Raw genomic sequence first — 25,167 nt, 5'->3', positions numbered from 1 at the left:
GTTGCAGTGCAGCGAGCGGGAGGTCATAGACCGCCCGCTTCATCTGCCGATCAGCCGCGCTGCGGCACACCTTTTTGTCCAGCCTTGCGGTTGGGGGCCATGCCATTGGCCAACAGGGTTTCTTCGATGCTTTGGTACTGCACACCAATACGATAGATCTCGCGGGCTTCTTTGCCCGTGGCGATTTCGCGACCCAGTTCATGGGCGATGCGTACGGTTTGCTCGATTTGCTGCACCGAGCTGAAACGCTTGCCCTTCTGATCGATGATCGTGTCTTCAATCCCCACGCGAGGGTGCAGCCCCATCGCCAGCGCCATGGTATTGAACGGCAGTACGTTCTTGAGCAGCGATTCGGCGGTCAGGGTGCAACCGTCCGGCGCGCGATGGATGAAGTTGAAGAAGTTGAACGGATTGGGGCCATCGAAACCGCCGCCGATGCCGATCCAGGTCAGGTTCAACGGGCCCTTGTAGACACCCTTGCGCACCAGACGCTCAAGGGTTTCCATGGCATGCATGCCAGTCAGTTGGAAGTGCGGCTGGATGCCGTTATCCATCAGGCGCTTGAGGTGTTCGGCGACCCAGGCCGGGCCTGCCGGTACGGTCATTTCACTGTAGGCCGCCTGATAGGCAGGGTTGGCCAGGGACGTACCTTCCAGGTATTCCGGATACAGCAGCTCCATGATGTTCATCTGGGTGGTGTTGATAGCCACCGTGACCTGATCCGGTTTTGGCGTCAGCTCCGCCAGCATGTGGCGCGTATCGTCAGACAGCCACTTGGCCGCTTCACCGTCGCTTTCGGGGGCGAAGGAAATCGAACCGCCGACCTGGATGATCATGTCCGGTACGGCTTCACGCACGCCGGCGATCAATTCGTTGAACTTGGACAGACGCTTGGAACCCTTGCCGTCCAGTTCGCGCACGTGCAGGTGCAATACGGTGGCGCCCGCCTCATAACAATCGACCGCTTTCTGCACCTGCTCATCCATGGTCAACGGGATGTCTTCGGGAAAGTCTTCCGGCATCCACTCGGGGCCATACGGGGCCACGGTGATGACTACCTTTTCCATGTTTTCCGGGTGCAGGGAATCGTCGAAGAATTGCATGGGTTACTCCTATTATTATGGTTGTCCGCACGCCCGGATCGCGCCGGGCGGACGTGTCTGTGAGAGCGAATGCAGCTGCGGTCGATCGTTAAGTCTTGTCGCCGATGATGCCGGCGCGTTCCATCTTGCGATGGCACGGCGGGTAATCCATGACGGCGTAGTGCTGGGTACTGCGGTTGTCCCAGATGGCAATGCTGTTGGGTTTCCAGCGCCAGCGCACCTGGTACTCGGGGATGTAAGCCTGGCTGATCAGGTAGCGCAGCAACTCACTGGCACCCGGGTTGGCGTCCTGGCCGAAGCGCACCCGCTCGGGGGTGTGGTAGTTGCTCAAGTGGGTGGTAAAGGCGTTGACGAACAGGACCTTTTCGCCAGTCTCCGGATGGGTACGGACCACCGGATGCTCGGCATCCGGGTACATCGCCTTGAGCGCCAGACGCTTTTCAATCGGCATCGCGGCACCGAAACTCGCTTCGATGCTGTGGCGCGCACGCAGGTCGGCGATCTTCGCCTTTACGTCATCCGGCAACCGCGCGTAGGCCTCCACCATGTTGGCCCACATGGTGTCGCCGCCAACTGGCGGGCATTCCACGCAACGCAACACGCAGCCCATTGGCGGCGCTTCGCGCCAGGTCGCATCGGTGTGCCAGGCGTTCTCATAACGGTCCATCGGCTGGTCCGGGCGCTTGTAGATGCGCACCAGCCCTGGATGATCCGGATCACTGCCGGCCACCGGGTGATCCTCCAGCTCGCCAAAGCGCCGGGCGAAGGCCACGTGCTCCGCGCGGGTGATTTCCTGATCCCGCAGGAACACCACGCGATGCGTGAGCAACTGAGCACGGATCTCGGCAAAAAGACCGTCGTCATGCACCGCATCGGCGAGGTTGACGCCCACCAGTTCCGCGCCAATGCTGCAAGTCAACTGTTCGACTTTCATGGAAGACGACTCCCTTAAATGACGAAAATCGATGAGCCCGTGGTCTTGCGTGATTCCAGGTCGCGATGGGCCTGGACAGCATCCTGCAAGGCATAGTGCTGGTTGATCTCGATCCTGATCCGGCCGCTGCCGACATGGTCGAACAACTCATTAGCCAACGCGGTTTTTTCCGCCGGGTCGGCGATGTAGTCGGCCAGGGCCGGACGGGTCATGAACAGCGAGCCTTTCATCGCCAGCAGTACCGGATCGACGGCCGGGATCGGACCGGAAGCCGTGCCGACGCACACCATCAGGCCACGACGCTTGAGCGAATCCAGGGAACCCATGAAGGTGTTCTTGCCGACACTGTCGAACACCACGTTGACACCAACGCCGTCCGTCAACTCGCGCACACGCTGGGCGACGTCTTCATGGCTGTAATTGATCACATGGTCGCAGCCATGGGCCTTGGCGATTTCACCCTTGACCTCTGTGGACACGGTGCCGATGACGGTCAGGCCGAGCAGCTTGGCCCACTGCGCCACGATCAGGCCCACGCCACCTGCGGCGGCGTGCAGCAGAATGCTGTCGCCAGCCTTGAAATCGTAAATGCGCCGCATCAGGTACGACGACGTCAGGCCGCGCATGGTCATCGCCGCGGCGGTCTCGAAACTGATCGTTTCCGGCAATTTGATCAGCGGTGCGGCCGGGATCAACCGTTCGGTGCTGTAGGCACCCAATGTATTGAGAAAACCGGTGTAGGTGACGCGATCCCCCACGCGCACGTTGGTAACCCCCTCGCCGATCGCCTGGACCACGCCGGAGGCTTCGACCCCCATGCCATTGGGCATCGGGATCGGATAAGTGCCATTGCGAAAGTAGGTATCGGCATAGTTCAGACCCACCGCCACATGACGCAGACGAACCTGACCTGGACCGGGCTCGCCGACTTCGACGTCCTCATAACGAAGGACTTCGGGACCACCGGTTTCGTAGAAGCGTACGGCTTTGGCCATGTTTTCTTATTCTCCAGTCTGCAAGGTTGGCGTGCAGCGTCGATTTGCGCTGACTGGACTGTAGGACGCCGCCTGACAAGCCGCTTCTCATCAGACGACAATGGCTTTTCATTTCATGACAGTAAGCCGGCAGGCAGGGGTGGCATCCACAGGCCACTCGTCGGGCGACGCAACCCGACTGATTGACAGCGATGGGTGCCTGCGCAATTATTATTACATCGCATGCGATACAAACGTATACGACACACAAATCACATCATTCGAAACGTTGAGGATCCACCCCATGAGCAAGATCGAAAAAGTCCTGATGACCGGCAAGACTCACACCACCGCCAGCGCCGCTGGCAACACGTCGCGTGGCCATAACGGCAGCCTCGACATCACGCTGTCGTCGCCTGGAAGCGCGAAACCGGCGCACGTGTTCACCGCCATTCAGCCACACCCGACCGCCGAGCAATTGTTCGCCGGTGCATGGTCGGCCTGCTACACCGCCGCTGTCGGGCTGGTGGCCAATGACATGAACGTGGTGCTGCCGTCTGATTTGTCGGTCGACATCGAAGTCGATCTGGGCCAGACCGGTGCGGCCTACTTCCTTCAGGCTCGATTGACGCTCCGCGTGCCGGGTCTGGCGCACGACGTTGCGACGACACTGGCGCACACCGCCGATCAGATTTGCCCGTACTCGAAGGCGACGCGCGGCAATATCGACGTGGCCCTGAACGTCCTCACGGTTTAACGCACCGCGATTGGCATTTTTTTCTGCAAATACATCGCACACGCTTTAAGCGCATGCGAATAACAACCCATACGTGCGGCCGGTCAGACGTTGCTGTCAGACCGGCCACCGTCAACAAATCAGAGCTGTTCCGACACAATCGTATACGAGGTATATTTTGCCTTTGCGAGCCTTCTACTTTGGCCAATGAGGAAGCACATGAAACGCACTGACAAGACCGTCCCCGCTGATCTGAAGCTCTCCGACTTCCTGTGTTTTGCGGTCTATTCCACGAACCTGGCCTTCGGCAAGGCCTACAAGCCGATACTCGAGCACTTGGGGCTCACCTATACGCAATACATCACCATCGTTGCGCTATGGGAGGAAGACCACCAAACCGTGGGCAGCCTGGGCGAGAAGTTGTTTCTCGAATCGAACACGCTCACACCGATCCTGAAGAAACTGGAAGCGATGGGCTACCTGCAAAGGCAGCGTGATCCCGAGGACGAGCGGCAGGTGCGGATCAGCCTGACGAAAAGCGGTCGACAGCTACGCGAAGACCGCCCCGAAACGGGCCTTTCCCACGCAACGGGTCTGGAACCGGACGAGTTCACACAGTTGCAGAACGCGATCGTGAAACTGCGCAACAACCTCATCAAATCGACGAAAGCCGAGGGATGAGCAAAACAAATACCTTGATACCGAAATGAAAAAACGGGCGCCCTGATCGGCGCCCGTTTTTTATTCAAAGGCTCGCTGGCAGGGCTGCGGCTACTGCCCATGAGTACTCCGCTTGTCGCCCCGCGTTGATATGTTTATTTTCACACGATTGATTTGTGAAATATTTTATGTCATTTATAGCCTCGCAAATCATCAGGACAGTCCACCTCGCCAGACCGGACGGCAGCCCCGTATCACCAACGCCCCATCCAAGGAGTCAACAATATGAACAAGACAGAACTTCTAGGTGCTCTGGCACTGTGCGCCGCAAGCTTGCTGGCACACGCCGACGAGGACAGCCTGCGTATCGGCATCGAAGCCGCCTACCCGCCCTTCTCCTTCAAGACGCCGGAGGGCAATGTCAGTGGTTTCGATTACGACATCGGCAACGCGCTGTGCGCAGAGATGAAGGTCAAATGCGAGTGGGTCATCCAGGAATTCGACGGCATGATCCCGTCGCTCAAAGTGCGCAAGATCGACGCAGTGCTGTCGTCGATGTCGATCACTGAAGACCGTATGAAGTCGGTCGACTTCAGCAAAAAGTACTACCACACGCCGGGCAAGTTCGCGATGAAGACCGGCAGTGTGATCAACGACCCGCTGGTCGATCTCAAAGGCAAGAAAGTCGGCGTGCAACGCGCCTCGACCTACGACCGTTTCGCCACTGAGCAACTGGCGCAAGCCGGCGTCGAAGTGGTCCGCTACGGCTCACAAAATGAAGCCTTCCTCGATCTGGCATCAGGTCGCCTGGACGCCACCCTCGCCGACATCGTCAACACCGATGAGAGCTTCATCAAAACCCCCATAGGTAAAGGTTTCGCTCTGGTTGGGCCGGACATCAACGACCCGAAATACTTCGGCAGAGGCGCCGGGATCGCGGTGCGTAAAGGCGACAGTGCGAACGTTGCACGCCTGAGCGCAGCGATTGACGCCATCCGCGCCAATGGCAAGTACCAGCAAGTGATGGCCAAGTACTTCGCCTTCGATATCTACGGCGAATAAGCCGTTACCCGAAACCCTGGCGCCGGCGTTTGCGGGTGCCACTTCTGGCTTGTCTCGCGCGCCTCCCGGCGCTCGCTTGAGGAACTTCATCATGCTTCACGGCTACGGATCGAGCATTCTCGATGGCGCCTGGCTGACCATTAATCTGGCCCTGACTTCCATGACCATGGCGATTGCCCTGGGTCTGATCGGCGCCGCCTTTCGTTTGTCACCGTTCAAATGGCTGGCGATGCTGGGCGAAGGCTATACCACCCTGATTCGCGGTATTCCCGACCTGGTGTTGATCCTGTTGATCTTCTATGGCGGCCAGGATCTGGTGAACCGCATGGCCCTCGCGCTCGGTTACACCCGCTACATCGACATCAACCCCTTTATCGCCGGCGTCTGCACCATGGGCTTCATTTTCGGTGCCTATCTCTCTGAAACCTTTCGTGGCGCTTTTATGGCGATCCCTAAAGGTCAGGCCGAAGCCGGCGCGGCTTATGGCATGAGTGGCGCTCAGGTGTTCTGGCGGACTCTGGTGCCGCAGATGATTCGTTTCGCCATTCCGGGGTTCACCAACAACTGGTTGGTGCTGACCAAATCCACCGCGCTGATCTCGGTGATCGGGTTGCAGGACATGATGTTCAAAGCCAAAAACGCAGCGGACGCCACCCATGAGCCGTTCACGTTTTTCCTCGCGGTGGCCGCGCTCTACCTGATGCTGACCAGCGTGTCATTGCTGGTGCTGCGCTATCTGGAAAAACACTACTCGGTCGGCATCAAAGCCGCCGAACTGTGACGGGGAGCACAGCCATGATTCTCGACTACAACCTGATCTGGGAAAACCTGCCGCTGTACCTCAATGGCGCCTTGTTGACCCTCAAAGTTCTGCTGATTTCCCTGGCCGTTGGCCTGGTGCTGGCGATTCCTTTAGCGCTGATGCGCGTCTCCCGATCGCCGTTGATCAGCTTCCCGGCCTGGCTCTACACCTATGTGATTCGCGGCACCCCGATGCTGGTGCAATTGTTCCTGATCTATTACGGCTTGGCGCAGTTCGAAGCGGTACGCCAAAGCGTGCTCTGGCCTTACCTGTCCAGCGCAACCTTTTGTGCCTGCCTGGCCTTCGCGATCAATACCAGTGCCTATAGCGCGGAACTGCTGGCCGGCAGTTTGAAGGCCACGGCCCACGGCGAGATCGAAGCCGCCAAGGCCATGGGCATGTCGCGCTTTACCTTGTACCGCCGCGTGCTCCTGCCGTCAGCCTTGCGCCGGGCACTGCCGCAATACAGCAACGAAGTGCTGATGATGCTGCAGACCACCAGCCTGGCGTCGATCGTCACCCTGGTCGACATCACCGGAGCCGCTCGTACGGTCAGTTCGCGGTTCTATCTGCCATTCGAGGCGTTCATCACCGCCGGCCTTATCTACCTGGCCCTGACCTTCATCCTGGTTCGCCTGTTCAAGCTGGCCGAGCGCCGCTGGCTGGCCTATCTGGCACCGCGCAAGCACTAAGGAGTTGTTATGGAGCACATTGAATACCTGTTGCCGTGGGGGGCCTCGGGCACAGAACGACGGCTGTCGCTGTTTCGTTTTGGCAGCGGGCCACGCAAGGCCTACATCCAGGCCTCCCTGCATGCCGACGAGCTGCCGGGGATGCGCGTGGCGGTTGAACTTAAGCAGCGTCTGCGCGTGCTGGAAGAACAAGGTCGCCTGAATGGGGTCGTCGAGTTGGTGCCGATGGCCAACCCGATTGGCATCGCCCAGATGTTCCAGGCCACCCATCAAGGTCGTTTTGAGTTCTCCAGCGGGAAGAACTTCAATCGTGATTTTCCAGAGCTGGCCGAAGCTGTGGCGGCGCTGGTGAAAGGTCGACTGGGCGCCCACGCCGACGTCAACACCGGGCTGATCCGCCGCGCCATGGCCGATGTTCTCGCCGACATGCCACCGCCGACCTCGGAACTCGATGGCCTGCGCCGCCTGTTGCTTTCACATGCCTGTGACGCCGATGTGGTGCTGGACCTGCACTGCGATTTCGAGTCGATCATGCTGCTTTACGCCATGCCGCAACACTGGCCGCACCTGCGCTCATTGGCCGCTCGACTGGGTGCCGGCGCCGCATTGCTGGCCGAGGATGCGGGCGGCAGTGCCTTTGATGAAGCCTGCGCGATTCCCTGGTTGCGTCTGGCCGAACTCTTTCCTGAAGCCGATATTTCTTTGGCCTGTGTGGCGACCACCATTGAACTGCGCGGCATGGCCGATACCGAACGCGAGCCCTGCATCGACAGCGCGCAGGCCATTCTCGGCTATCTCGCCGAACAAGGCCTGATCAGCGGTGACTGGCCCGCCGCGCCACCGACCGAGTGTGAAGCGACGCCATTCGCCGGTGCGCAGTACGCCTACGCACCGCACCCGGGGGTGGTGAGTTATCTGCAACCGCTGGGTGCCCGGGTCAGGGTCGGCGACCCGCTGTTCGAAGTGATTGATCCGCTGACCGATCGCCACAGCATCGTGCGCGCCAGCACCGACGGCATCCTCTATGCCCGTGAACGTCTGCGCTTTGCCCAGCCCGGTTTGTGGCTGGCCAAAGTGGCCGGTACTCGCCCTATTCGCCAAGGCCGCTTGCTCAGCGACTGATTCCAGAGAGTTGAAACCATGTACAAACTTGAAATTCAGGATCTTCACAAAAGCTATGGCACCCACGAAGTGCTCAAGGGCGTGTCCCTGGAGGCGAAGGCCGGTGACGTGATCAGCATCATCGGCTCCAGCGGTTCCGGCAAAAGCACCTTCCTGCGTTGCATCAACCTGCTGGAGCAGCCCAACGCCGGCAACATCGTGCTCAATGGCGAACCGCTCAAGCTGGTGACCAACAAACTCGGCGGGCTCAAGGCTGCCGAGCCCAAACAGCTACAACGCATGCGTTCGCGACTGTCGATGGTGTTTCAGCATTTCAACCTCTGGTCGCACATGAGCGCCCTTGAAAACGTCATGGAGGCCCCGGTGCATGTGCTGGGCATCAACAAGAAAGAAGCACGGGAAAAGGCCGAGCATTACCTGAACAAAGTCGGCGTGGCGCACCGCATGAACGCCTGGCCGGCGCACATGTCGGGTGGTGAGCAGCAGCGGGTGGCGATTGCCCGGGCGCTGGCCATGGAGCCGGAAGTGATGCTGTTCGATGAACCGACCTCAGCCCTCGACCCCGAGTTGGTCGGCGAAGTGCTGAAAGTCATGCAGGACCTCGCACTCGAAGGCCGCACCATGGTAGTCGTGACCCACGAAATGGGCTTTGCCCGCGAGGTCTCGAACCAGCTGGTGTTCCTGCACAAGGGCCTGGTCGAGGAGCGCGGCAATCCGCGTGAAGTGCTGGTCAATCCACAGTCCGAGCGGCTTCGGCAGTTTCTGGCCGGCAGCTTGAAATAATCATACACTCCAGCCAACTTATGCCCCCGCGCAAAACCCCGTAGGAGCGAGGCTTGCCCGCGAAGCGAACACCGCGGTTTTTCAGGCATTGCGCGTTATCGTTCTTCGCGGGCAAGCCTCGCTCCTACAGGTTATGCGCCTGCCCCATCTCCAACCCTCAGGAACTGTAGAGCCGGATATGCCGACCCCTTCGAAAGACACCACGGTCTATGCCGCGCCGGTGATGCGTAAACTGGCGGAAATCGTTTCCGATCTACAGCCTTCACTGCGCAAGGTGGCGGATTTTATCCTGCGTCACCCGCTAAGGGCCGCGACGCTGACCATCGAAGAAATGGCCCATGAAACCTCCACCTCGCCGGCCGCGGTCAATCGTCTGGCCAAGGCACTGAACCTGGGTGGCTACACCGGCATGAAGGCCGAGCTGGTCGCGACGTTGCAGCAGATGGTGTCGCCGGTCGACAAACTGCGCAACGAACTGGCGCATCGTCCTGGCGGTGCATTTGGCCTGCATGAGCAAATCCAGAGCGCCACCAGCAACCTCGCCACGGCAGCCACCAACAACCACGCCGACACCTTTGAAGCCTTCGTCACCCGCCTGATCGAAGCGCGCAAAATTTACATCCTGGGCTTTGGCAACAGCGTCTACTTCGCCGGCCTCGCCGCCTCGACCCTGATGCCCTTCTGTGCCGACGCCACCGCCATCAGCATGGAGGGCGGCAACGAAAATGCCGCTTACCGCCTGGCCGCCATCACCGATCAGGATGTGTTGCTGGCGATCTCCCTGCCGCGCTATTCCCTCGATACCCTGCAACTCGCCCGCTTCGCCAATGAGCGCGGCGCCTCGGTGCTGGCGATCACCGACTCACCCGCATCGCCGCTCACCAGCATTGCCGAACACGTGCTGTTTGCCCCCGCCGACCATCCGGTAATGACCAGCTCCAACATCGCCGTGCTCGCCTTGATTGAAGGTTTGGTGGCGGGTGTGATGGCGCGTAATAAAGAAGCGGTCAAGCTGGCGACCGAGCTGACCGAGAGCGTGATGTCTTATTTGCATATTCCTGCCAGCAGCAAATCGTCGAAGAAGTGATATCTGGCGAGGGGTAGTTGTCCCTGGTGGCCGATACTCTTGGGCTAGAAACTGAAGGCAAGTACTGCCCTGCAGAAAGGTTACTCAATGCCGAAGAAACAACCGGAAAGCAAAGCGGCGACAGCTGCTGAAATTGAGCGCTCCATCCAGGCCCTGAACAAAATGGCAGAACGCCTTTGGGGGGATGGCCGGGAAGCTGAGGCGAAGGCCCTCCTTGATGCCTTGGACGCACTAAACCGGGCGCTTGACCGGATCAGGATTGGAGAAAGTCGAAGGATTTCGACTCTGCATTAAGACGCACGAGTCAATCGGCGGTTGAGGTTATTCTCAAACGCAGTGGCTTTGACTTTGCAGTCTGGCACAGGCACATTCTGGTGCTACGTGAGGATGGATGCCTCGGTGAGGCTTAAGGAGAATGCCGTGTTTCCGATCAATATCTGGCTTGCCTACACTGCCGCGTGCTTGCTATTGGTGCTCGCACCAGGCCCGGACAATCTGCTGGCCGTAGGCCGAGGACTCAGCCAGGGCAAGATCGCCGCTATCGTGTCGGGGATGGCATCCGGGGCGGGAATTCTCTTTCATGTGGCAACCGCTTCGCTAGGACTGACTTTGCTGATGCAGACGTCCGCCGTTGCCTTCTGGGTCGTCAAGCTTATCGGTGCCGGTTATTTGCTTTGGCTTGGCATAAAAGTCCTACGCTCCCGTAGCCTGATCAGCTTCCAGCCAGCGACTCGGCAATCACTGCCGAGCATTTTCCTCACGGGATTACTCTCGGCAGCACTCAATCCGAAGCCTGGGTTTTTCGTCCTTGCGTTCATCCCGCAGTTCGTCGACCCACAACGCGGCTCAGTGAGCGTGCAGATGCTGGTGTACGGCATATGGTTCGCTGTACTTACGGCAGTGGGATTCGCGCTTATGGGCGTATTTGCCACTGTACTGTCCCGATTTTTGCGTCAGAGCCCACGGCTGGTAAATGGCCTGAACGTAGGGGCAGGACTCACCTTCGTCGCTTCGGGAGTATCGATAGCGGCGCTCAGCCAAAAATAGGATCAATGTCTTGGTGCTGCGGGGCTGGAATTCCAGCCTCGCTGGGTTTCTGTGATTATGAGGCTGACGACTTTAAGGCTGATCTTTCGTAAGCAATGGGATGGACACCCCCCACCCATAATCGCATCGCTGTGCCAGAGTGGATGCGTCCAGCCAATACACTTTAGCTGTCAGGTTCAAACGAATATTCAAATGACACTTGTGCCGGCTCACCATGACCAGCAACGTAGTTACCATTACCGCTAAGATTGACTAGATCCCCCGTGCCTGCCCCCTTCACGACACTCCAAGTGCTGCGTGCCTTTCCCTCCGAAAATGATCCCGAATGCCGAACAACAAATGTTCCGCTCTTACCTGCTACCACACCACAAATCCGCTCAAAACCAACAAAGCTAGCTGTGCCGTCGACGCTATAAGACATGAGGTATTCGACGCTACTTGTTCCCTCGATGGCGCCAGAATAGGACTGCGTGACTTTGGCGTGTGAGAGTTTCGGAGTGCCCTCAAGTTCTTGAGACGGCTTCTCGTCCCAGCCAGTAATCTGAAACGTGCAGCTAACAGTCATTTTCATGGGGATTTAGCTCTTTCGTCGTAGTAAGGGAATGTGGTGGTCTGATGTGCCGGGAACACCGTTCTGCCTAATGATACCCGTTGCCACCTATGCGGCGGCAGTTGCTGAATATTACCAGCCTGGTGCGTAGGCAGGCCGTAGCTCTGTATATCCGCTCGCCTTACCCTGGATGTTTAGCTGCGTGTTTAAGTACACCCGGTGTTACTTCATCGAGGCTACAACGCCTTGCGTCGTTGCCTACGCCTGCGCCAGAATCCGCCGGCTTGTGCGCTTTGGGCTCGGGTTTTATCGTTTCCCGGTCACTGAAAAACAGTGATCGGGTTTGGTAGCCCGTACATGAGATTTGCACAGCATCACCATTCGCGGCGTTTTGTCGTCTCGGTTTTATGGTGGTCATGCACAGGGCACCTTCGGGTGCGCCGGCCTCCTCATGTCCCGGTCTACCAACCTGCGCATGGCCGCCACCCCGTTTGGTAGCGAGGGTGGATGGCTCCTTACTTATGGCATGAGGAGTTTCATCTATGTTCAAACCTACACCCAATCCGCCGATCACAGACCCGACATCTCCGTACGAATCCCTCGATTCCAAAAAGCTACACGAAGCCGCCGAGCGCGCCCTCGACCACTACCTAAACCCGGCTGCTCAGATCATGGCCTCCACAAACGAACCCGAGCCTATGTACTTCGCCAACCCGAAGTACAACACCGAATCCCTGCTGGCCAACGCCAGCGAAACACTCGGCTCGGCCACCCTCATGCTCACCAATTTCGCAGCATTGCTGGAAACCTCACATCGCAAGACCCTGCTGGGCATTGCGCAAGTGGTCATGCTAGGTGAACTGGCGGTGAACCAGGCACTGGATCACGTCCAATTGAAGGAGTAATCGTCGCGCCCTGTGGCGAGGGTGCATACCATCGCCACGGGGAATATCTGCTCCTCTTCATGCGATCTAAATCTAGCGCTGGCGAGTTGGTCGACCCGATTTCGAATCCGTGATCCTTTCCTTAATCTGAATACTGCAAAGATTGTTGAACCCGACTCCTGCCGGGGGCATTCTTCGCGACGCAAATTTACATGGACGGTAATATTTGATGCGCTCTTCACCTATAGATGTGCCTATCTCCTGCGCCTGCACGCTCGATACCTCGCTTCATCCCAGCGGCCTGAAAACCTCATTACCTTTAATGGACTAGTTCGCATCGTCAGATTCCGGATGAGTTCTGGCGCTTTTCCGAGTCGCCCATCGACAACCATTACCCCGTTTGAAACCTTGAAAAGGAATTTCCCATGAGTGGCAAACCTGCTGCCCGAATAACAGCTCCCACCAATTGTCCGCTTCCAGGGCACGGTACGAATCCGATTGTCAGCGGCTCCCCCGATGTTCGCCCCCTAGCACCCCATCTCCTTTTTCATGCTTCTTGAAAGCTTCCAAAATTTTACTCTGGATTTTTCCAAGCCAGTATTTGCTTGAGCTCCAGCGGTGTTCTGCTCTACGAGAGTCCAGTAACGTCCATCAAGAGCCGACGTTTTTGTGGGGGGAAAAGTAGGGGAAACCCATCTCATGGCCAAAATCACCATCACAGAACTCGAGTCGTTGACCGCCAACGATGCCGGCCTGTTCCTCAGGGAGGATGGCAATTTGGCCGGTCGAATCTCGGTCCGTAAATACAGATGACGTGACTAATAGTGGAGGAAATTACTACCCGTCCCGCTGTGTGAAAGTCATAAGCCCAAATACCGTGTCAAACCTGCTCAGGTAAAACCCTTGCTGGGAATGCTTCCACTTTTAGCTTCTCCATCACCAGTCCTATAAAGGCTGATACCGCCAACGGCAAATGTTGCCGACTAGGATAAAGCACATGCAGGCCGTATCCAGTGCGATGGTAATGCGGTAGCACAGGCACAAGGCGGCCAGCCCGAAGATCGAAATCAACTATCGTGGGCGGCAGCAACGCAATACCCAAGCCAGCCACCGTGGCCTTACGCAATGCCTGAGCCGTGTTTCCATTGAAACGGCTGGTAATCTGCACGTCTTCCTCAACACCGTTTGGCCCATTAAGACGCCACGTGGTGACGCCGCTAGGATGACCGAAACTCACACAGTCGTGATTGACCAGATCCTCTAGCGTAACGGGCACACCTCGGTTACTGAGGTACTTGGGGCTGGCGACCAAACCTTCATTGCCTGCTCCAATGAGTTGGCGACCGACGTATCCCGAATCTTGCAAAGTGCCCCCTCGAAACGCGATGTCGATCCGATCAGCGATCAAATCGGCGCGCGCATCACTTAGCACGAAGTCAAGCTGAACCCGTGGATGCAAGGCTAGAAAATCGGCCACCCATTCCATCGGGAAGAAGTCGAAGAAATCAGCCATCGCCGCAATGCGCACGATGCCACTCGGCTCCTGGTTTCCCGTCATTAATTGCTGTCCGGCATCGATCAGGCCTGCTACCGCGCCAGAGCAGCGGTCATGAAAAGCCTGACCTGAATGGGTAAGTGTGAGCTTGCGCGTGGAGCGCTGCAGCAGCCGTGTGCCGAGCTGCGCCTCGAGTTGTTGAACCCGTCTGCTTAAGGTGTTGGGCGGCATTCCAAGCTGCCGCGCCGCTTCGGCAAAGCTGCCGTTGCGTACCACTTGTACAAACAAGGCGACGTCATTCAGGTCAATCACTTTATCGCCACCCCTTCGCTAAATGGATTGGTTCAATCCAATTATGCCATCTAATAAAGCAATCCGAAGACGCATATCCTTCAGGCATTGCTGCATTTGACCTCCCAGACAGCCAAAGCGCTGCTCGATGACATTGTCTGGTGGGCCCAGGCGCTCAAAACCCCGAGAGAAAACATATGACCGCCACCGTCGCTGTTCTGCAACGCGCCATTGTCCATCGCACTAAAGGCAGCACCCATGGCCCTATCACGCGGCTTATGAGCCCGGGCGATCTGGGCGAGCTTTTGAAGCCTTTCATTTTCCTTGATATTTTCAGTTTGAACGCCAGTCGCGGTAAGTCCAATTTCGGCATGCACCCGCACTCAGGGATCGCGACGGTTACCTTCATGACCAAAGGCGACGTCGCCTATGAAGACACCACTGGCGCGACAGGTGTGTTGCTTGCCGGTGGTGTTGAGTGGATGCGCGCCGGCAATGGGGTTTGGCACGACGCTACGCTAGCCAACGAGTCCTCAATGCAGGGATTCCAGCTCTGGGTGGCACTACCACCGTCGTTGGAAAACGCCCCCGCGCTGAGTGTCTATCTTGCGCCCTCCCAAGTTCCGCAATCAGGCCCGGCGCGCGTGCTCCTGGGCCGCTACGGTAATGCGCAGAGCCTGATTGAAGCGCCGAGTGACATGAACTATCTCGCCGTGAATTTGAAAGACGGCGAGCGCTGGCGGTATACCCCGCCGTCCGGACACACCGTGGCCTGGCTCGCGGTTAATGCAGGACGGCTGGACACAGGGAGCCTGATTAATGTCGGCGAACTCGCCGTATTCGAGGAGTCCGAGCAATACATCGATTTCGTGGCTCAAGGCGAATGCTCATTCGTACTGGGCTCAGCAGTGAAGCATCCGCACGAACTGGTGACGGGCTACTACTCGGTACACACGAGCAGGGCAGCTCTGGCACAGGGCGAAACTGAGATACAGCGCATCGGCGAACGCCTGCGGCAGGAGGGACGACTGAGCTAGCCCCTGAGGTGCGCCTTCAGTCGATACGACTCCCCGCTAAACATCCCACCAATCCCGAATTATTAATCCTCACCTACTGAGATACATCATGACCACGAGCAATCTCGACCTGCTTTTGTCCCCTGCACAAATCGGCTCCCTCCCTCTGAAAAACCACATGGTCATGGCGCCTTTGACGCGAAGCCGCGCCGGTGAAGGCGATGCTCCGACGCCCACCGTGGTTGAGTATTACCGGCAACGTGCCGGTGCCGGACTCATCATCACCGAGGGTTCTCAGGTCTCGGCACAAGGCAAAGGCTATATGAGAACGCCGGGCATCTTCACCTCCGAACAAATCGCCGGCTGGAGACAAGTGACCGACGCTGTTCATGCAGAAGGTGGACGGATATTCCTGCAACTCTGGCATGTCGGACGGCTCTCACATCCATTGGTGCAGATCAACAGCGCCCTGCCAGTAGCACCTTCAGCGATCAAGGCTGATGGCGAGATCTATACGCCTGAGGGACTGAAGCCTTACGAATTGCCACGAGCTCTGGATCTCGATGAGGTTCCTGGCGTGATCGCTGATTTTCGCCAAGGTGCTGAAAACGCAAAACGTGCTGGATTCGACGGCGTTGAAATCCATGGTGCAAACGGTTATTTGATCGACCAGTTCCTACGCGATGGCACCAATACCCGAACCGATACCTACGGCGGATCTGTAGAGAATCGCGCTCGATTTCTCAAGGAGGTAGTCGAGTCCGTCATCGAGGTCTTCGGGGCCAGCCGCGTAGGCGTTCGCCTGTCGCCAATCTTCAATTATTTCTCCATGAGCGACAGCGATCCCCAAGCAACTTTCAACTACGCGGCGAAGATGCTCAGTCGCTATGGGTTGGCCTACCTTCACGTGGTTGAACTCGGTGCAGGGCCATTTGATTTCAGAGAACTAAAGCGTCGTTTCGGTGGCACCTACATCGCCAATGGTGGCTATGACGCAGAGCGAGCCGGAACGGCGCTCAGCTTAGGCGATGCTGATCTGGTGTCGTTTGGCACCGCGTTCCTGGCCAACCCGGATTTGGTAGAGCGATTCAAACACAATAGAGCCCTGAACGAAGCCGACCCGACGACGTTCTACCAAGGTGAGGATCGCGGTTACACGGACTATCCGACCATGGCGCAATCCCGATAGGCACTATGAGCAATTTACTGGATTAGACGTCAGTCAGCGTAATGTCTCACGGCGATCGCGAGCCATTCGCTGGCGCTTACTGGGCTGCTTAGTAAAAGCTCCAACTAATCAGTCCTGAACTCGCTGTCCGCTATCCCAGCGCCGTGACGCGGTGCGACGCCTGGAAGCCAGGCTAGGTGTGAGGCTGCTCAATCGCACCACCCGGAGCGTGGCTCCGACTGAAGCTGGCGCAATGCTGATGGAACGCATCGTGCCCGCATTGGGCGAAGTCGAGTCGGTGCTTGATGTGGTGAACAACTTCCGAGACCGCCCCCTCAGGCCCCCTCAAGCTGAATGTTCCTGCCAGCGCCGCAAGACTTGTGCTGCTGTCGATCATTACCCCCTTCCTGCAAACCTATCCCGACATCAGTCTGGAAGTGACGATCGAGGAGAGCTTCGTCGACATGCTTGCGGCAGGTTGTGACGCGGGTATTCGTTACGATGAACGCCTTGAGCAGGACATGATTGCAGTCCCCATCGGCCCACGACTTCAACGCTTCGCGACGGCCGCATCACCGGCTTATCTCGATGCCAGAGGTCGACCAGAGCACCCACGAGATCTGTTGAAACACGCATGCCTGCGGGGCAGATTTCCCAGTGGCGCGATGCCGCTCTGGGAGTACGAACGTCATGGCGAAACCGTGAGCGTGGACCCGACTGGGCCGTTGATTGTCAGGGTGGGAGGTGCCGTGGACCTGACTGTTCAGGCTGCGATTGATGGGCTGGGTATCGTCTACCTGTTTGAGGACTGGCTTCAGCCCTATCTGGAAAGTGGGGCACTTGAACCGGTGCTGGAACCATGGTGGCAGAGCTTTACCGGGCCGTTTCTCTATTACCCAGGTAGACGCTATCTGCCCTCGCCTCTGAGGGCATTTATAGACTTTATCAATGCCCAGCGAACGTAGTTCATCAATAACCATTCGACGAATGTTAAACGCGGAAATGCCTTGAGTCTGAGGTATCACCGGCTCAATGAACGCCGAAACCGCCATAGGCAATGCCACCGACTTAAATAAAGCAGGTGCAGGCCTCTATTGGTGCGCTGATAGTGCGACAGAACACCAACCAGCTCCTTGATATCCGCTGAGATTCCAGCCAGAGCCAGTGGTTCTGTGGGGGTAAAAACGACCAAACATAAAAAAGGTCGCGAGATAAAATCTCGCGACCCCTTTGAACAATATGGTCGGGACGGAGTGATTCGAACACTCGACCCCTAGCACCCCATGCTAGTGCGCTACCGGACTGCGCTACGCCCCGACTAGGCGTTGACTCTGTTCCTCATCTCGAGGAACGCTCAAGAATATATCGCAAGCTTTTGAAAACTGGAAGTATTTAAAAGCAGGAATTTATTTCTTGAGGACCACCAGAACATCTTCCAGCTCAGCGATCATCTGGCGGATCATTTGTTTGTATTGGGTGGTGTCGTCTTTGGCTTCATCGCCGGACAAACGCAAGCGTGCGCCGCCGATGGTGAACCCCTGATCGTAAAGAAGCGCGCGGATCTGCCGGATCATCAGCACGTCCTGGCGCTGATAATACCGGCGGTTTCCGCGGCGTTTGACGGGGTTGAGTTGAGGAAACTCCTGCTCCCAGTAGCGCAGCACGTGTGGTTTTACCGCACACAGTTCGCTGACTTCACCAATGGTGAAGTAGCGTTTGCCCGGGATGACGGGTAGTTCGTCGTTATGACTTGGTTCCAGCATAAGCCTCAACTCGGGCCTTCAACTTCTGCCCTGGACGAAAGGTGACCACACGGCGAGCCGTGATCGGGATTTCTTCTCCCGTTTTCGGATTGCGGCCAGGCCGCTGGCGTTTGTCCCGAAGGTCGAAATTGCCGAAACCGGACAATTTGACTTGTTCGTTGTCTTCGAGCGCGTGCCTGATTTCTTCGAAAAACAGTTCGACCAATTCCTTGGCCTCCCGCTTGTTCAGGCCCAGCTCTTCGTACAGACGTTCCGCCATCTCAGCTTTCGTCAAAGCCCCCATACGTCACTTCCTTAACGTGGCGTTCAACCTTTGTTCGAGCGAGGTGAGGATGTTTTGCGTTGCGGTATTCACCTCATCGTCATTAAGAGTGCGCGATGGATGCTGCCAGGTCAAGCCGACCGCAAGGCTTTTTCTATCAGGATCAATGCCTTTACCCTGATACACGTCAAATAGCCTGAGGTCCGTGAGCCATTCGCCTGCATTTTCACGGATTACATCCAGCACAGCAGTGGCCGGCACGTCCGTGGCCGCAATCAATGCCAAGTCACGACGCACTTCAGGAAAGCGCGACAACTCGCTGAATTTTGGCATTTTGCCCGAAGCCACTTCGGCCAGAACCAGCTCGAAAACGAAGACCGGACGGTCGAGACCGAGGGTTTTCGACAATTCAGGGTGGATGGCACCAACGTAGCCGACCAGGCGACCCTCACGCTCGACGCGTGCGGTTTGACCCGGGTGCAACGCAGGGTGTTTACCCGGCACAAACGTGAACGCATCCAGTGCACCGGCGAAGCCCAGCACCGCTTCCACATCGGCTTTGACGTCGAAGAAATCCACGACATCGCGACCTTGCGCCCAGCCTTCCGGCAGACGGCTACCGCACACCACACCAGCCAGCATCGGCTCTTGCTTCAGGCCTTCCAGCTGACCAACGAAACGCAGACCGCTTTCGAACAGGCGGACGCGATCCTGCTGGCGGTTCAGGTTGTGCTGAAGCGCCTTGACCAGGCCCGGCCACAGGGACGAACGCATGGCCGCCATGTCGTTGGAAATCGGGTTGGCCAGCAGTAGCGGCTCGACACCCGGATTAAACAACTCGAACTGTTTCGGATCGATGAAGCTGTAGGTGATTGCTTCCTGATAACCACGGGCCACCAGCAGACGACGCAGCTCAGGCAGATCGCTACGCGCTTCAGCCTTGGCTTGTGGTGCCAGACGGGCTTGCGGGTAGCGAACCGGTAGACGGTTGTAGCCGTACAGACGGGCCAGCTCTTCGATCAGGTCGACTTCCAGGCTGATGTCGAAACGGAAGCTTGGCACTTCAACGCGCCACTGCCCTGCCCCATCGGCAGTAATGGTCAGGCCCAAAGCGCTGAGCAGACGCTCGACTTCGGCCGAATCCATTTCCATGCCCAGCATCTGGGTGATGCGTTGGGCACGCAGGGTGATCGGTGCGATCGACGGCAGATGCTGCTCGCTGACGGTTTCGACGATCGGGCCGGCTTCGCCACCGGTGATGTCCAGCAGCAGGCCAGTAGCGCGCTCCATGGCTTCACGGGCCAGCTTCCAGTCCACGCCACGCTCGTAGCGGTGCGAAGCGTCGGTGTGCAGGCCGTAGGAACGCGCCTTGCCAGCGACGGCAATCTGGTCGAAGAACGCGCTTTCCAGGAAAATATCGCGGGTGGTCGCGGTGTTGACGCCGCTGTGCTCGCCCCCCATGACGCCGGCGATAGCCAAGGCACGGGTGTGGTCGGCGATCACCAGCGTATCGCTACGCAGGCTGACTTCCTGACCGTCGAGCAGCACCAGCTTCTCGCCATCTTCAGCCATGCGCACGCGGATGCCGCCATTGATTTCGGCGAGATCGAATGCGTGCAGCGGCTGGCCCAGTTCCAGCATCACGTAGTTGGTGATGTCGACGGCGGCGTCGATGCTGCGCACGTCGGCGCGACGCAGGCGCTCGACCATCCACAGTGGCGTAGGCTTGGACAGGTCAACGTTACGGATCACGCGACCCAGGTAACGCGGGCAAGCGTTCGGCGCCAGTACTTCGATCGAACGCACCTCGTCGTGCACGGCAGGAACGCTGGCAATGGCCGGGCGCACCACCGGGGCAGCATAAAGCGCACCGACTTCGCGGGCCAGACCGGCCAGAGACAGGCAGTCACCGCGGTTCGGGGTCAGGTCGACCTCGATGCTGGCGTCTTCCAGGTTCAGGTATTCACGAATGTCCTGACCGACCGGCGCATCGGCCGGCAATTCCATCAGGCCGTCGTTGCCTTCGCCAATTTGCAGCTCAGCCTGGGAGCACAGCATGCCGTTGGATTCAACGCCACGCAGCTTGGCTTTCTTGATTTTGAAATCGCCTGGCAGTTCGGCACCGATCATGGCGAACGGGATCTTCAGGCCCGGGCGCACGTTTGGCGCACCGCACACAACCTGGAAGGTCTGCGCGCCACTGCTGACCTGGCAAACGCGCAGCTTGTCGGCGTCCGGGTGTTGCTCGGTGCTCAGCACCTCGCCCACCACCACACCACTGAATTCACCGGCGGCCGGCGTAACGCTATCGACCTCAAGACCGGCCATCGACAGACGAGCAACCAGCTCGTCGCGATTTACCTGCGGGCTTACCCAGCCACGCAGCCATTGTTCACTGAATTTCATCCTGCTCTCCTAAGAATTCGTTACGACTAGCGAAATTGCGCGAGGAACCGCAAGTCGTTGTCGAAGAACAGACGCAAGTCGTTCACGCCGTAACGCAGCATGGCCAGACGCTCAACGCCCATGCCGAAGGCAAAGCCCGAAAACTCTTCCGGGTCGATCCCGGACATACGCAGCACGTTCGGGTGAACCATGCCGCAGCCCATGACTTCCAGCCAGCCAGTCTGCTTGCAGACACGGCAGCCTTTACCGCTGCACATCACGCATTCCATGTCGACTTCGGCGGATGGCTCGGTGAACGGGAAGTACGAAGGACGGAAACGCACGGCCAGTTCTTTTTCGAAGAACACGCGCAGGAACTCTTCGATGGTCCCTTTCAGGTCGGCGAAGTTGATATCGCGGTCGACCAACAGGCCTTCGACCTGGTGGAACATCGGCGAGTGGGTGATATCGGAGTCGCTACGGTACACACGGCCTGGGCAGACGATGCGGATCGGCGGCTGTTTCGATTCCATGGTGCGGACCTGTACCGGCGAGGTATGGGTGCGCAGCAACATGTTGGCATTGAAATAGAAGGTGTCATGCATCGACCGGGCCGGGTGATGGCCTGGGATGTTGAGCGCTTCGAAGTTGTGGTAATCGTCTTCAACCTCAGGACCTTCGGCGATGCCGTAGCCAATGTGGGTGAAGAACTGCTCGATACGTTCCAGAGTCCGGGTAACCGGATGCAGACCGCCTGAGGTCTGGCCGCGGCCAGGCAGGGTCACGTCAATGGATTCGGCGGCGAGCTTGGCCGCAAGATCGGCCTCCTCGAACAACGCCTTGCGCGCATTGAGAACCTCTGTGACACGCTCCTTGGCAACGTTGATCAGCGCGCCGACTTGCGGACGCTCTTCTGCCGGCAAATTCCCCAGGGTCTTCATCACCTGAGTCAATTCACCCTTTTTGCCAAGGTAGTGAACCCGGATTTGCTCCAGGGCATTGATATCTTCAGCGCTTTGCACAGCCTCTAGTGCTTGAGAGACGAGCGCATCCAGGTTTTCCATGTACAGACTCCAGATACAAAATAGGGGAAGAGCTTGAAGGCTCTTCCCCTATTTATGACGTTTAACACCTGGCCCCACAGAGGTGAGGCCGGGTGACTGTCGGGGGTACTTAAGCCAAGGTGGCTTTAGCTTTCTCGACAATCGCAGCAAACGCCGCTTTTTCGTTCACTGCCAGATCAGCCAGAACCTTACGGTCGATCTCGATGGACGCTTTTTTCAGGCCGGCGATGAAACGGCTGTAGGACAGACCGTTGATACGTGCACCAGCGTTGATACGAGCGATCCACAGAGCGCGGAACTGACGTTTTTTCTGACGACGGTCACGGTAGGCGTATTGGCCTGCCTTGATTACCGCTTGCTTGGCAACACGGAATACGCGCGAGCGAGCGCCGTAGTAGCCTTTAGCAAGTTTCAGAATTTTTTTGTGACGTTTACGGGCAATGACGCCACGCTTTACACGAGCCATGAGTTACTTCCTCTATTCTTGACTAAAATTAACGAAGGCGCAGCATGCGCTCGACTTTTGCCACGTCAGACGGATGCAGCAAGCTGCTACCGCGCAGTTGACGCTTACGCTTGGTCGACATTTTAGTCAGGATGTGGCTCTTGAAAGCGTGCTTGTGCTTGATACCGTTAGCAGTTTTCAAAAACCGCTTAGCAGCACCACTTTTCGTTTTCATTTTTGGCATGTTCGGATACTCCGCATTCAGTTGATAAACATAATCAGAAGGCCTGCCGTGCCCTGTTGATTACTTCTTCTTTTTCGGGGCGATGACCATGATCAGCTGGCGTCCTTCCATCTTAGGATGCTGTTCGACCGAACCGTACTCGAGCAAGTCACCTTCAACTCGCTTGAGGAGTTCCATCCCCAGCTCCTGGTGGGCCATCTCACGGCCGCGGAATCGCAAGGATACCTTGGCCCTGTCCCCGTCACTCAGGAAACGTACCAGGTTGCGCAGTTTTACCTGGTAATCCCCTTCCTCCGTCCCTGGACGAAACTTGATTTCTTTAACCTGAATCTGCTTCTGGTTTTTCTTGGCCGCGGCAATCTGCTTCTTCTTTTCGAAGATCGATTTGCCGTAGTCCATCAGTTTGCAAACAGGGGGTACTGCATCGGCGGAAATTTCCACCAAATCCAGTTTGGCCTCTTCAGCCTTAAGAAGCGCGTCTTCAATTGACACAATCCCAAGCTGTTCACCTTCAGCCCCAATTAACCGAACCTCGCGTGCCGAGATATTCTCGTTGATCGGGGCTTTCGGTGCAGCTCGTTTATCTTGTCTCATTTCACGCTTAATAATAATTACTCCGAATCTGGGCGACCACGCCGGGAAACCGCTTGCGCGAGAAACTCAGCGAACTGGGCGACGGGCATCGAGCCCAGGTCAGCACCTTCACGAGTACGCACAGCGACAGTCTGCATCTCGACTTCCCGATCTCCGATAACCAAGAGATAGGGAACCTTGAGCAAAGTATGCTCGCGGATTTTAAAGCCGATCTTTTCATTTCTCAAGTCAGACTTGGCACGAAATCCGCTTTCGTTGAGAGTTTTTTCAACCTCGGCGGCAAAATCGGCTTGTTTATCAGTGATATTCATAATCACTGCCTGGGTCGGCGCCAGCCACGCAGGGAATGCACCCTCGTAGTGCTCGATCAGAATTCCGACGAAGCGCTCGAAGGAACCCAGGATCGCCCGGTGCAACATCACCGGGTGCTTGCGACTGTTGTCTTCGGAGACGTATTCGGCTCCCAGACGGACAGGCAGGTTAAAATCGAGCTGCAGGGTACCACACTGCCAGACACGGCCGAGGCAATCTTTCAGCGAGAACTCGATCTTCGGACCGTAGAACGCCCCCTCACCCGGCTGCAGATCGTACGGCAAGCCCGCGCTATCAAGGGCTGCGGCCAATGCCGCTTCGGCGCGATCCCACAACTCGTCGGAACCGACGCGTTTTTCCGGACGAGTGGACAGTTTCATTTCGACTTCTTTAAAGCCGAAGTCGGCATAGACGTCCATGGTCAGCTTGATGAACGCGGCGGATTCGGCCTGCATCTGCTCTTCAGTGCAGAAGATGTGAGCATCGTCCTGAGTGAAGGCGCGAACGCGCATGATGCCGTGCAGCGCACCCGACGGCTCGTTACGGTGGCAGGCACCGAACTCGGCCAGACGCATCGGCAGCTCGCGGTAGCTTTTCAGGCCCTGATTGAACACCTGCACGTGGCACGGGCAGTTCATCGGCTTGATGGCGTAGTCGCGGTTTTCCGACTGCGTGGTGAACATGTTGTCGGCGTAGTTGGCCCAGTGCCCGGATTTCTCCCACAGGCTGCGGTCAACGACTTGTGGAGTCTTGATCTCCAGATAACCGTTGTCGCGCTGAACCTTGCGCATGTACTGCTCGAGCACCTGGTACAGAGTCCAGCCGTTCGGGTGCCAGAACACCATGCCCGGCGACTCTTCCTGGGTGTGGAACAGCCCCAGACGCTTGCCGATCTTGCGGTGATCGCGCTTTTCAGCTTCTTCGATGCGCTGGATGTAAGCCGCCAACTGCTTCTTGTCCGCCCATGCGGTGCCGTAAACGCGCTGCAATTGCTCGTTCTTGGCATCGCCACGCCAGTAGGCGCCGGACAGCTTGGTCAGCTTGAAGGATTTCAGGAAACGGGTGTTCGGCACGTGCGGACCGCGGCACATGTCGACGTATTCTTCGTGATAGTACAGGCCCATGGCCTGCTCGTTCGGCATGTCTTCGACCAGGCGCAGTTTGTAGTCTTCGCCACGGGCCTTGAACACTTCGATCACTTCGGCGCGCGGAGTGACTTTCTTGATCACGTCGTAATCTTTCTCGATCAGCTGCTGCATGCGCTGTTCGATGGCGGCCAGGTCGTCAGGCGTGAAAGGACGCTCGAAGGCGATATCGTAATAGAAACCTTCTTCGATGACCGGACCGATGACCATCTTGGCCGTCGGGTACAGCTGCTTGACCGCGTGGCCAACCAGGTGGGCGCAAGAGTGGCGAATGATCTCCAGCCCCTCTTCATCCTTTGGCGTAATGATTTGCAGCGAAGAATCGCTGTCGATGATGTCGCTGGCGTCGACCAGCTTGCCATTGACCTTGCCGGCTACGGTGGCCTTGGCCAGGCCTGCACCGATGGATGCGGCGACCTCGGCTACGGAAACCGGGTGATCGAATGAACGTTGACTGCCGTCGGGAAGAGTAATAGTTGGCATGGCGCCTCCTCTCCTAGTGGTGACCCCTACCAAAGGTCACGTGGGTTGGGATGAGCCAGTACAA

26 protein-coding genes, 1 tRNA gene and 2 pseudogenes are annotated in these 25,167 nt (G+C 57.6%); 15 read left to right on the top strand and 14 right to left on the bottom strand.

The annotated features are described in order from the left end of the window. Positions 1-50 precede the first annotated feature (50 nt). From AC30D7_RS08575 to AC30D7_RS08565, 3 genes are all read right to left on the bottom strand, one after another. Positions 51-1,103, bottom strand: coding sequence for a beta-keto acid cleavage family enzyme (locus AC30D7_RS08575; protein WP_028939801.1), 1,053 nt, complete (start codon positions 1,101-1,103; stop codon positions 51-53). 88 nt (positions 1,104-1,191) lie between these two features. Next, positions 1,192-2,037 (bottom strand): TauD/TfdA dioxygenase family protein, encoded by an 846-nt coding sequence (locus AC30D7_RS08570; protein WP_230138950.1) that lies wholly within the window; start codon positions 2,035-2,037, stop codon positions 1,192-1,194. A 14-nt stretch (positions 2,038-2,051) separates the two neighbouring features. Continuing rightward, a complete protein-coding gene (locus AC30D7_RS08565; protein ID WP_490133727.1) occupies positions 2,052-3,032 on the bottom strand; it encodes a quinone oxidoreductase family protein in 981 nt (326 codons plus the stop codon). A gap of 283 nt (positions 3,033-3,315) precedes the next feature. Between AC30D7_RS08565 and AC30D7_RS08560 the strand changes: the two genes are divergently transcribed. The 10 genes from AC30D7_RS08560 to AC30D7_RS08515 all read left to right on the top strand — a co-directional run bounded on the left by AC30D7_RS08560 (position 3,316) and on the right by AC30D7_RS08515 (position 11,002). Continuing rightward, on the top strand, positions 3,316-3,768 hold the full coding sequence (locus tag AC30D7_RS08560) for an Ohr family peroxiredoxin (RefSeq protein WP_028939803.1): 453 nt from the start codon (positions 3,316-3,318) through the stop codon (positions 3,766-3,768). A 198-nt stretch (positions 3,769-3,966) separates the two neighbouring features. After that, on the top strand, positions 3,967-4,428 hold the full coding sequence (locus AC30D7_RS08555; RefSeq protein WP_018928325.1) for a MarR family winged helix-turn-helix transcriptional regulator: 462 nt from the start codon (positions 3,967-3,969) through the stop codon (positions 4,426-4,428). 264 nt (positions 4,429-4,692) lie between these two features. Further along, the gene (locus AC30D7_RS08550; protein ID WP_007940249.1) at positions 4,693-5,469 is read left to right on the top strand and encodes an ABC transporter substrate-binding protein; all 777 of its coding nucleotides are present in this window, start codon (positions 4,693-4,695) and stop codon (positions 5,467-5,469) included. A gap of 91 nt (positions 5,470-5,560) precedes the next feature. After that, on the top strand, positions 5,561-6,250 hold the full coding sequence (locus tag AC30D7_RS08545) for an ABC transporter permease (RefSeq protein WP_490133726.1): 690 nt from the start codon (positions 5,561-5,563) through the stop codon (positions 6,248-6,250). Between the two features lie 14 nt (positions 6,251-6,264). Continuing rightward, entirely contained in the window at positions 6,265-6,963 is a 699-nt protein-coding gene (locus AC30D7_RS08540) for an ABC transporter permease (protein ID WP_018928327.1), read from the top strand. A gap of 9 nt (positions 6,964-6,972) precedes the next feature. Next, on the top strand, positions 6,973-8,085 hold the full coding sequence (locus AC30D7_RS08535) for a succinylglutamate desuccinylase/aspartoacylase family protein (protein WP_490133725.1): 1,113 nt from the start codon (positions 6,973-6,975) through the stop codon (positions 8,083-8,085). An 18-nt stretch (positions 8,086-8,103) separates the two neighbouring features. Further along, positions 8,104-8,868: an ABC transporter ATP-binding protein gene (locus AC30D7_RS08530; RefSeq protein WP_019581925.1), complete on the top strand. Its 765-nt coding sequence runs from the start codon at positions 8,104-8,106 to the stop codon at positions 8,866-8,868. 178 nt (positions 8,869-9,046) lie between these two features. Then, on the top strand, positions 9,047-9,955 hold the full coding sequence (locus AC30D7_RS08525; RefSeq protein WP_007940239.1) for a MurR/RpiR family transcriptional regulator: 909 nt from the start codon (positions 9,047-9,049) through the stop codon (positions 9,953-9,955). Positions 9,956-10,042: 87 nt separating this feature from the next. Then, positions 10,043-10,249, top strand: a complete 207-nt coding sequence (locus AC30D7_RS08520) for a hypothetical protein (protein ID WP_028939807.1) — start codon at positions 10,043-10,045, stop codon at positions 10,247-10,249. A gap of 126 nt (positions 10,250-10,375) precedes the next feature. Continuing rightward, a complete protein-coding gene (locus AC30D7_RS08515; RefSeq protein ID WP_207238826.1) occupies positions 10,376-11,002 on the top strand; it encodes a LysE family translocator in 627 nt (208 codons plus the stop codon). A gap of 163 nt (positions 11,003-11,165) precedes the next feature. Here the strand turns inward: AC30D7_RS08515 and AC30D7_RS08510 are convergent, their stop codons facing one another. After that, positions 11,166-11,573 carry a DUF3224 domain-containing protein gene (locus AC30D7_RS08510; protein WP_018930269.1) on the bottom strand — a complete coding sequence of 136 codons (408 nt, stop codon included), beginning with the start codon at positions 11,571-11,573 and terminating at the stop codon, positions 11,166-11,168. Positions 11,574-12,094: 521 nt separating this feature from the next. On the opposite strand from AC30D7_RS08510, the gene AC30D7_RS08505 reads away from it, so the two are divergent. Further along, on the top strand, positions 12,095-12,457 hold the full coding sequence (locus AC30D7_RS08505; RefSeq protein ID WP_490133724.1) for a DUF6124 family protein: 363 nt from the start codon (positions 12,095-12,097) through the stop codon (positions 12,455-12,457). Between the two features lie 404 nt (positions 12,458-12,861). Next, positions 12,862-12,957, top strand: a pseudogene (locus AC30D7_RS08500) (PAAR domain-containing protein); the annotation flags it as partial. A 359-nt stretch (positions 12,958-13,316) separates the two neighbouring features. Here AC30D7_RS08500 and AC30D7_RS08495 read toward each other — a convergent pair. Further along, complete coding sequence (locus tag AC30D7_RS08495) at positions 13,317-14,243, bottom strand: LysR family transcriptional regulator (RefSeq protein WP_490133723.1); 927 nt, start codon at positions 14,241-14,243, stop codon at positions 13,317-13,319. A 176-nt stretch (positions 14,244-14,419) separates the two neighbouring features. On the opposite strand from AC30D7_RS08495, the gene AC30D7_RS08490 reads away from it, so the two are divergent. The 3 genes and pseudogenes from AC30D7_RS08490 to AC30D7_RS08480 all read left to right on the top strand — a co-directional run. After that, positions 14,420-15,259, top strand: coding sequence for a pirin family protein (locus AC30D7_RS08490; RefSeq protein ID WP_490133722.1), 840 nt, complete (start codon positions 14,420-14,422; stop codon positions 15,257-15,259). Between the two features lie 88 nt (positions 15,260-15,347). Continuing rightward, positions 15,348-16,427, top strand: a complete 1,080-nt coding sequence (locus AC30D7_RS08485) for an alkene reductase (protein WP_490133721.1) — start codon at positions 15,348-15,350, stop codon at positions 16,425-16,427. A 133-nt stretch (positions 16,428-16,560) separates the two neighbouring features. Beyond that, a pseudogene (locus tag AC30D7_RS08480) lies at positions 16,561-17,371 on the top strand (LysR family transcriptional regulator); the annotation flags it as partial. Positions 17,372-17,646: 275 nt separating this feature from the next. Here the strand turns inward: AC30D7_RS08480 and AC30D7_RS08475 are convergent. The 9 genes from AC30D7_RS08475 to thrS all read right to left on the bottom strand — a co-directional run bounded on the left by AC30D7_RS08475 (position 17,647) and on the right by thrS (position 25,103). Then, positions 17,647-17,723, bottom strand: a tRNA-Pro gene (locus tag AC30D7_RS08475). 89 nt (positions 17,724-17,812) lie between these two features. Continuing rightward, positions 17,813-18,169 carry a MerR family transcriptional regulator gene (locus AC30D7_RS08470; protein WP_003179985.1) on the bottom strand — a complete coding sequence of 119 codons (357 nt, stop codon included), beginning with the start codon at positions 18,167-18,169 and terminating at the stop codon, positions 17,813-17,815. After that, a complete protein-coding gene (gene ihfA, locus AC30D7_RS08465) occupies positions 18,150-18,452 on the bottom strand; it encodes an integration host factor subunit alpha (protein WP_002553164.1) in 303 nt (100 codons plus the stop codon). The genes AC30D7_RS08470 and ihfA overlap by 20 nt, the downstream gene beginning before the upstream one ends. A gap of 3 nt (positions 18,453-18,455) precedes the next feature. After that, a complete protein-coding gene (pheT, locus tag AC30D7_RS08460; protein ID WP_490133720.1) occupies positions 18,456-20,837 on the bottom strand; it encodes a phenylalanine--tRNA ligase subunit beta in 2,382 nt (793 codons plus the stop codon). A gap of 26 nt (positions 20,838-20,863) precedes the next feature. Further along, a complete protein-coding gene (gene pheS, locus AC30D7_RS08455) occupies positions 20,864-21,880 on the bottom strand; it encodes a phenylalanine--tRNA ligase subunit alpha (RefSeq protein WP_007940232.1) in 1,017 nt (338 codons plus the stop codon). A gap of 109 nt (positions 21,881-21,989) precedes the next feature. Continuing rightward, positions 21,990-22,346, bottom strand: a complete 357-nt coding sequence (gene rplT / locus AC30D7_RS08450; protein WP_007905879.1) for a 50S ribosomal protein L20 — start codon at positions 22,344-22,346, stop codon at positions 21,990-21,992. 28 nt (positions 22,347-22,374) lie between these two features. Then, complete coding sequence (gene rpmI / locus AC30D7_RS08445; RefSeq protein WP_002553160.1) at positions 22,375-22,569, bottom strand: 50S ribosomal protein L35; 195 nt, start codon at positions 22,567-22,569, stop codon at positions 22,375-22,377. A gap of 60 nt (positions 22,570-22,629) precedes the next feature. Beyond that, the gene (gene infC, locus AC30D7_RS08440; protein WP_172435341.1) at positions 22,630-23,181 is read right to left on the bottom strand and encodes a translation initiation factor IF-3; all 552 of its coding nucleotides are present in this window, start codon (positions 23,179-23,181) and stop codon (positions 22,630-22,632) included. Continuing rightward, positions 23,181-25,103 (bottom strand): threonine--tRNA ligase, encoded by a 1,923-nt coding sequence (gene thrS / locus AC30D7_RS08435; protein ID WP_007940231.1) that lies wholly within the window; start codon positions 25,101-25,103, stop codon positions 23,181-23,183. Before thrS ends, infC begins: the two co-directional genes overlap by 1 nt. Positions 25,104-25,167: the final 64 nt, after the last annotated feature.

Source organism: Pseudomonas sp. DF5 (genome assembly GCF_058148225.1).
This window is presented reverse-complemented; position numbering and strand designations above follow the sequence as displayed.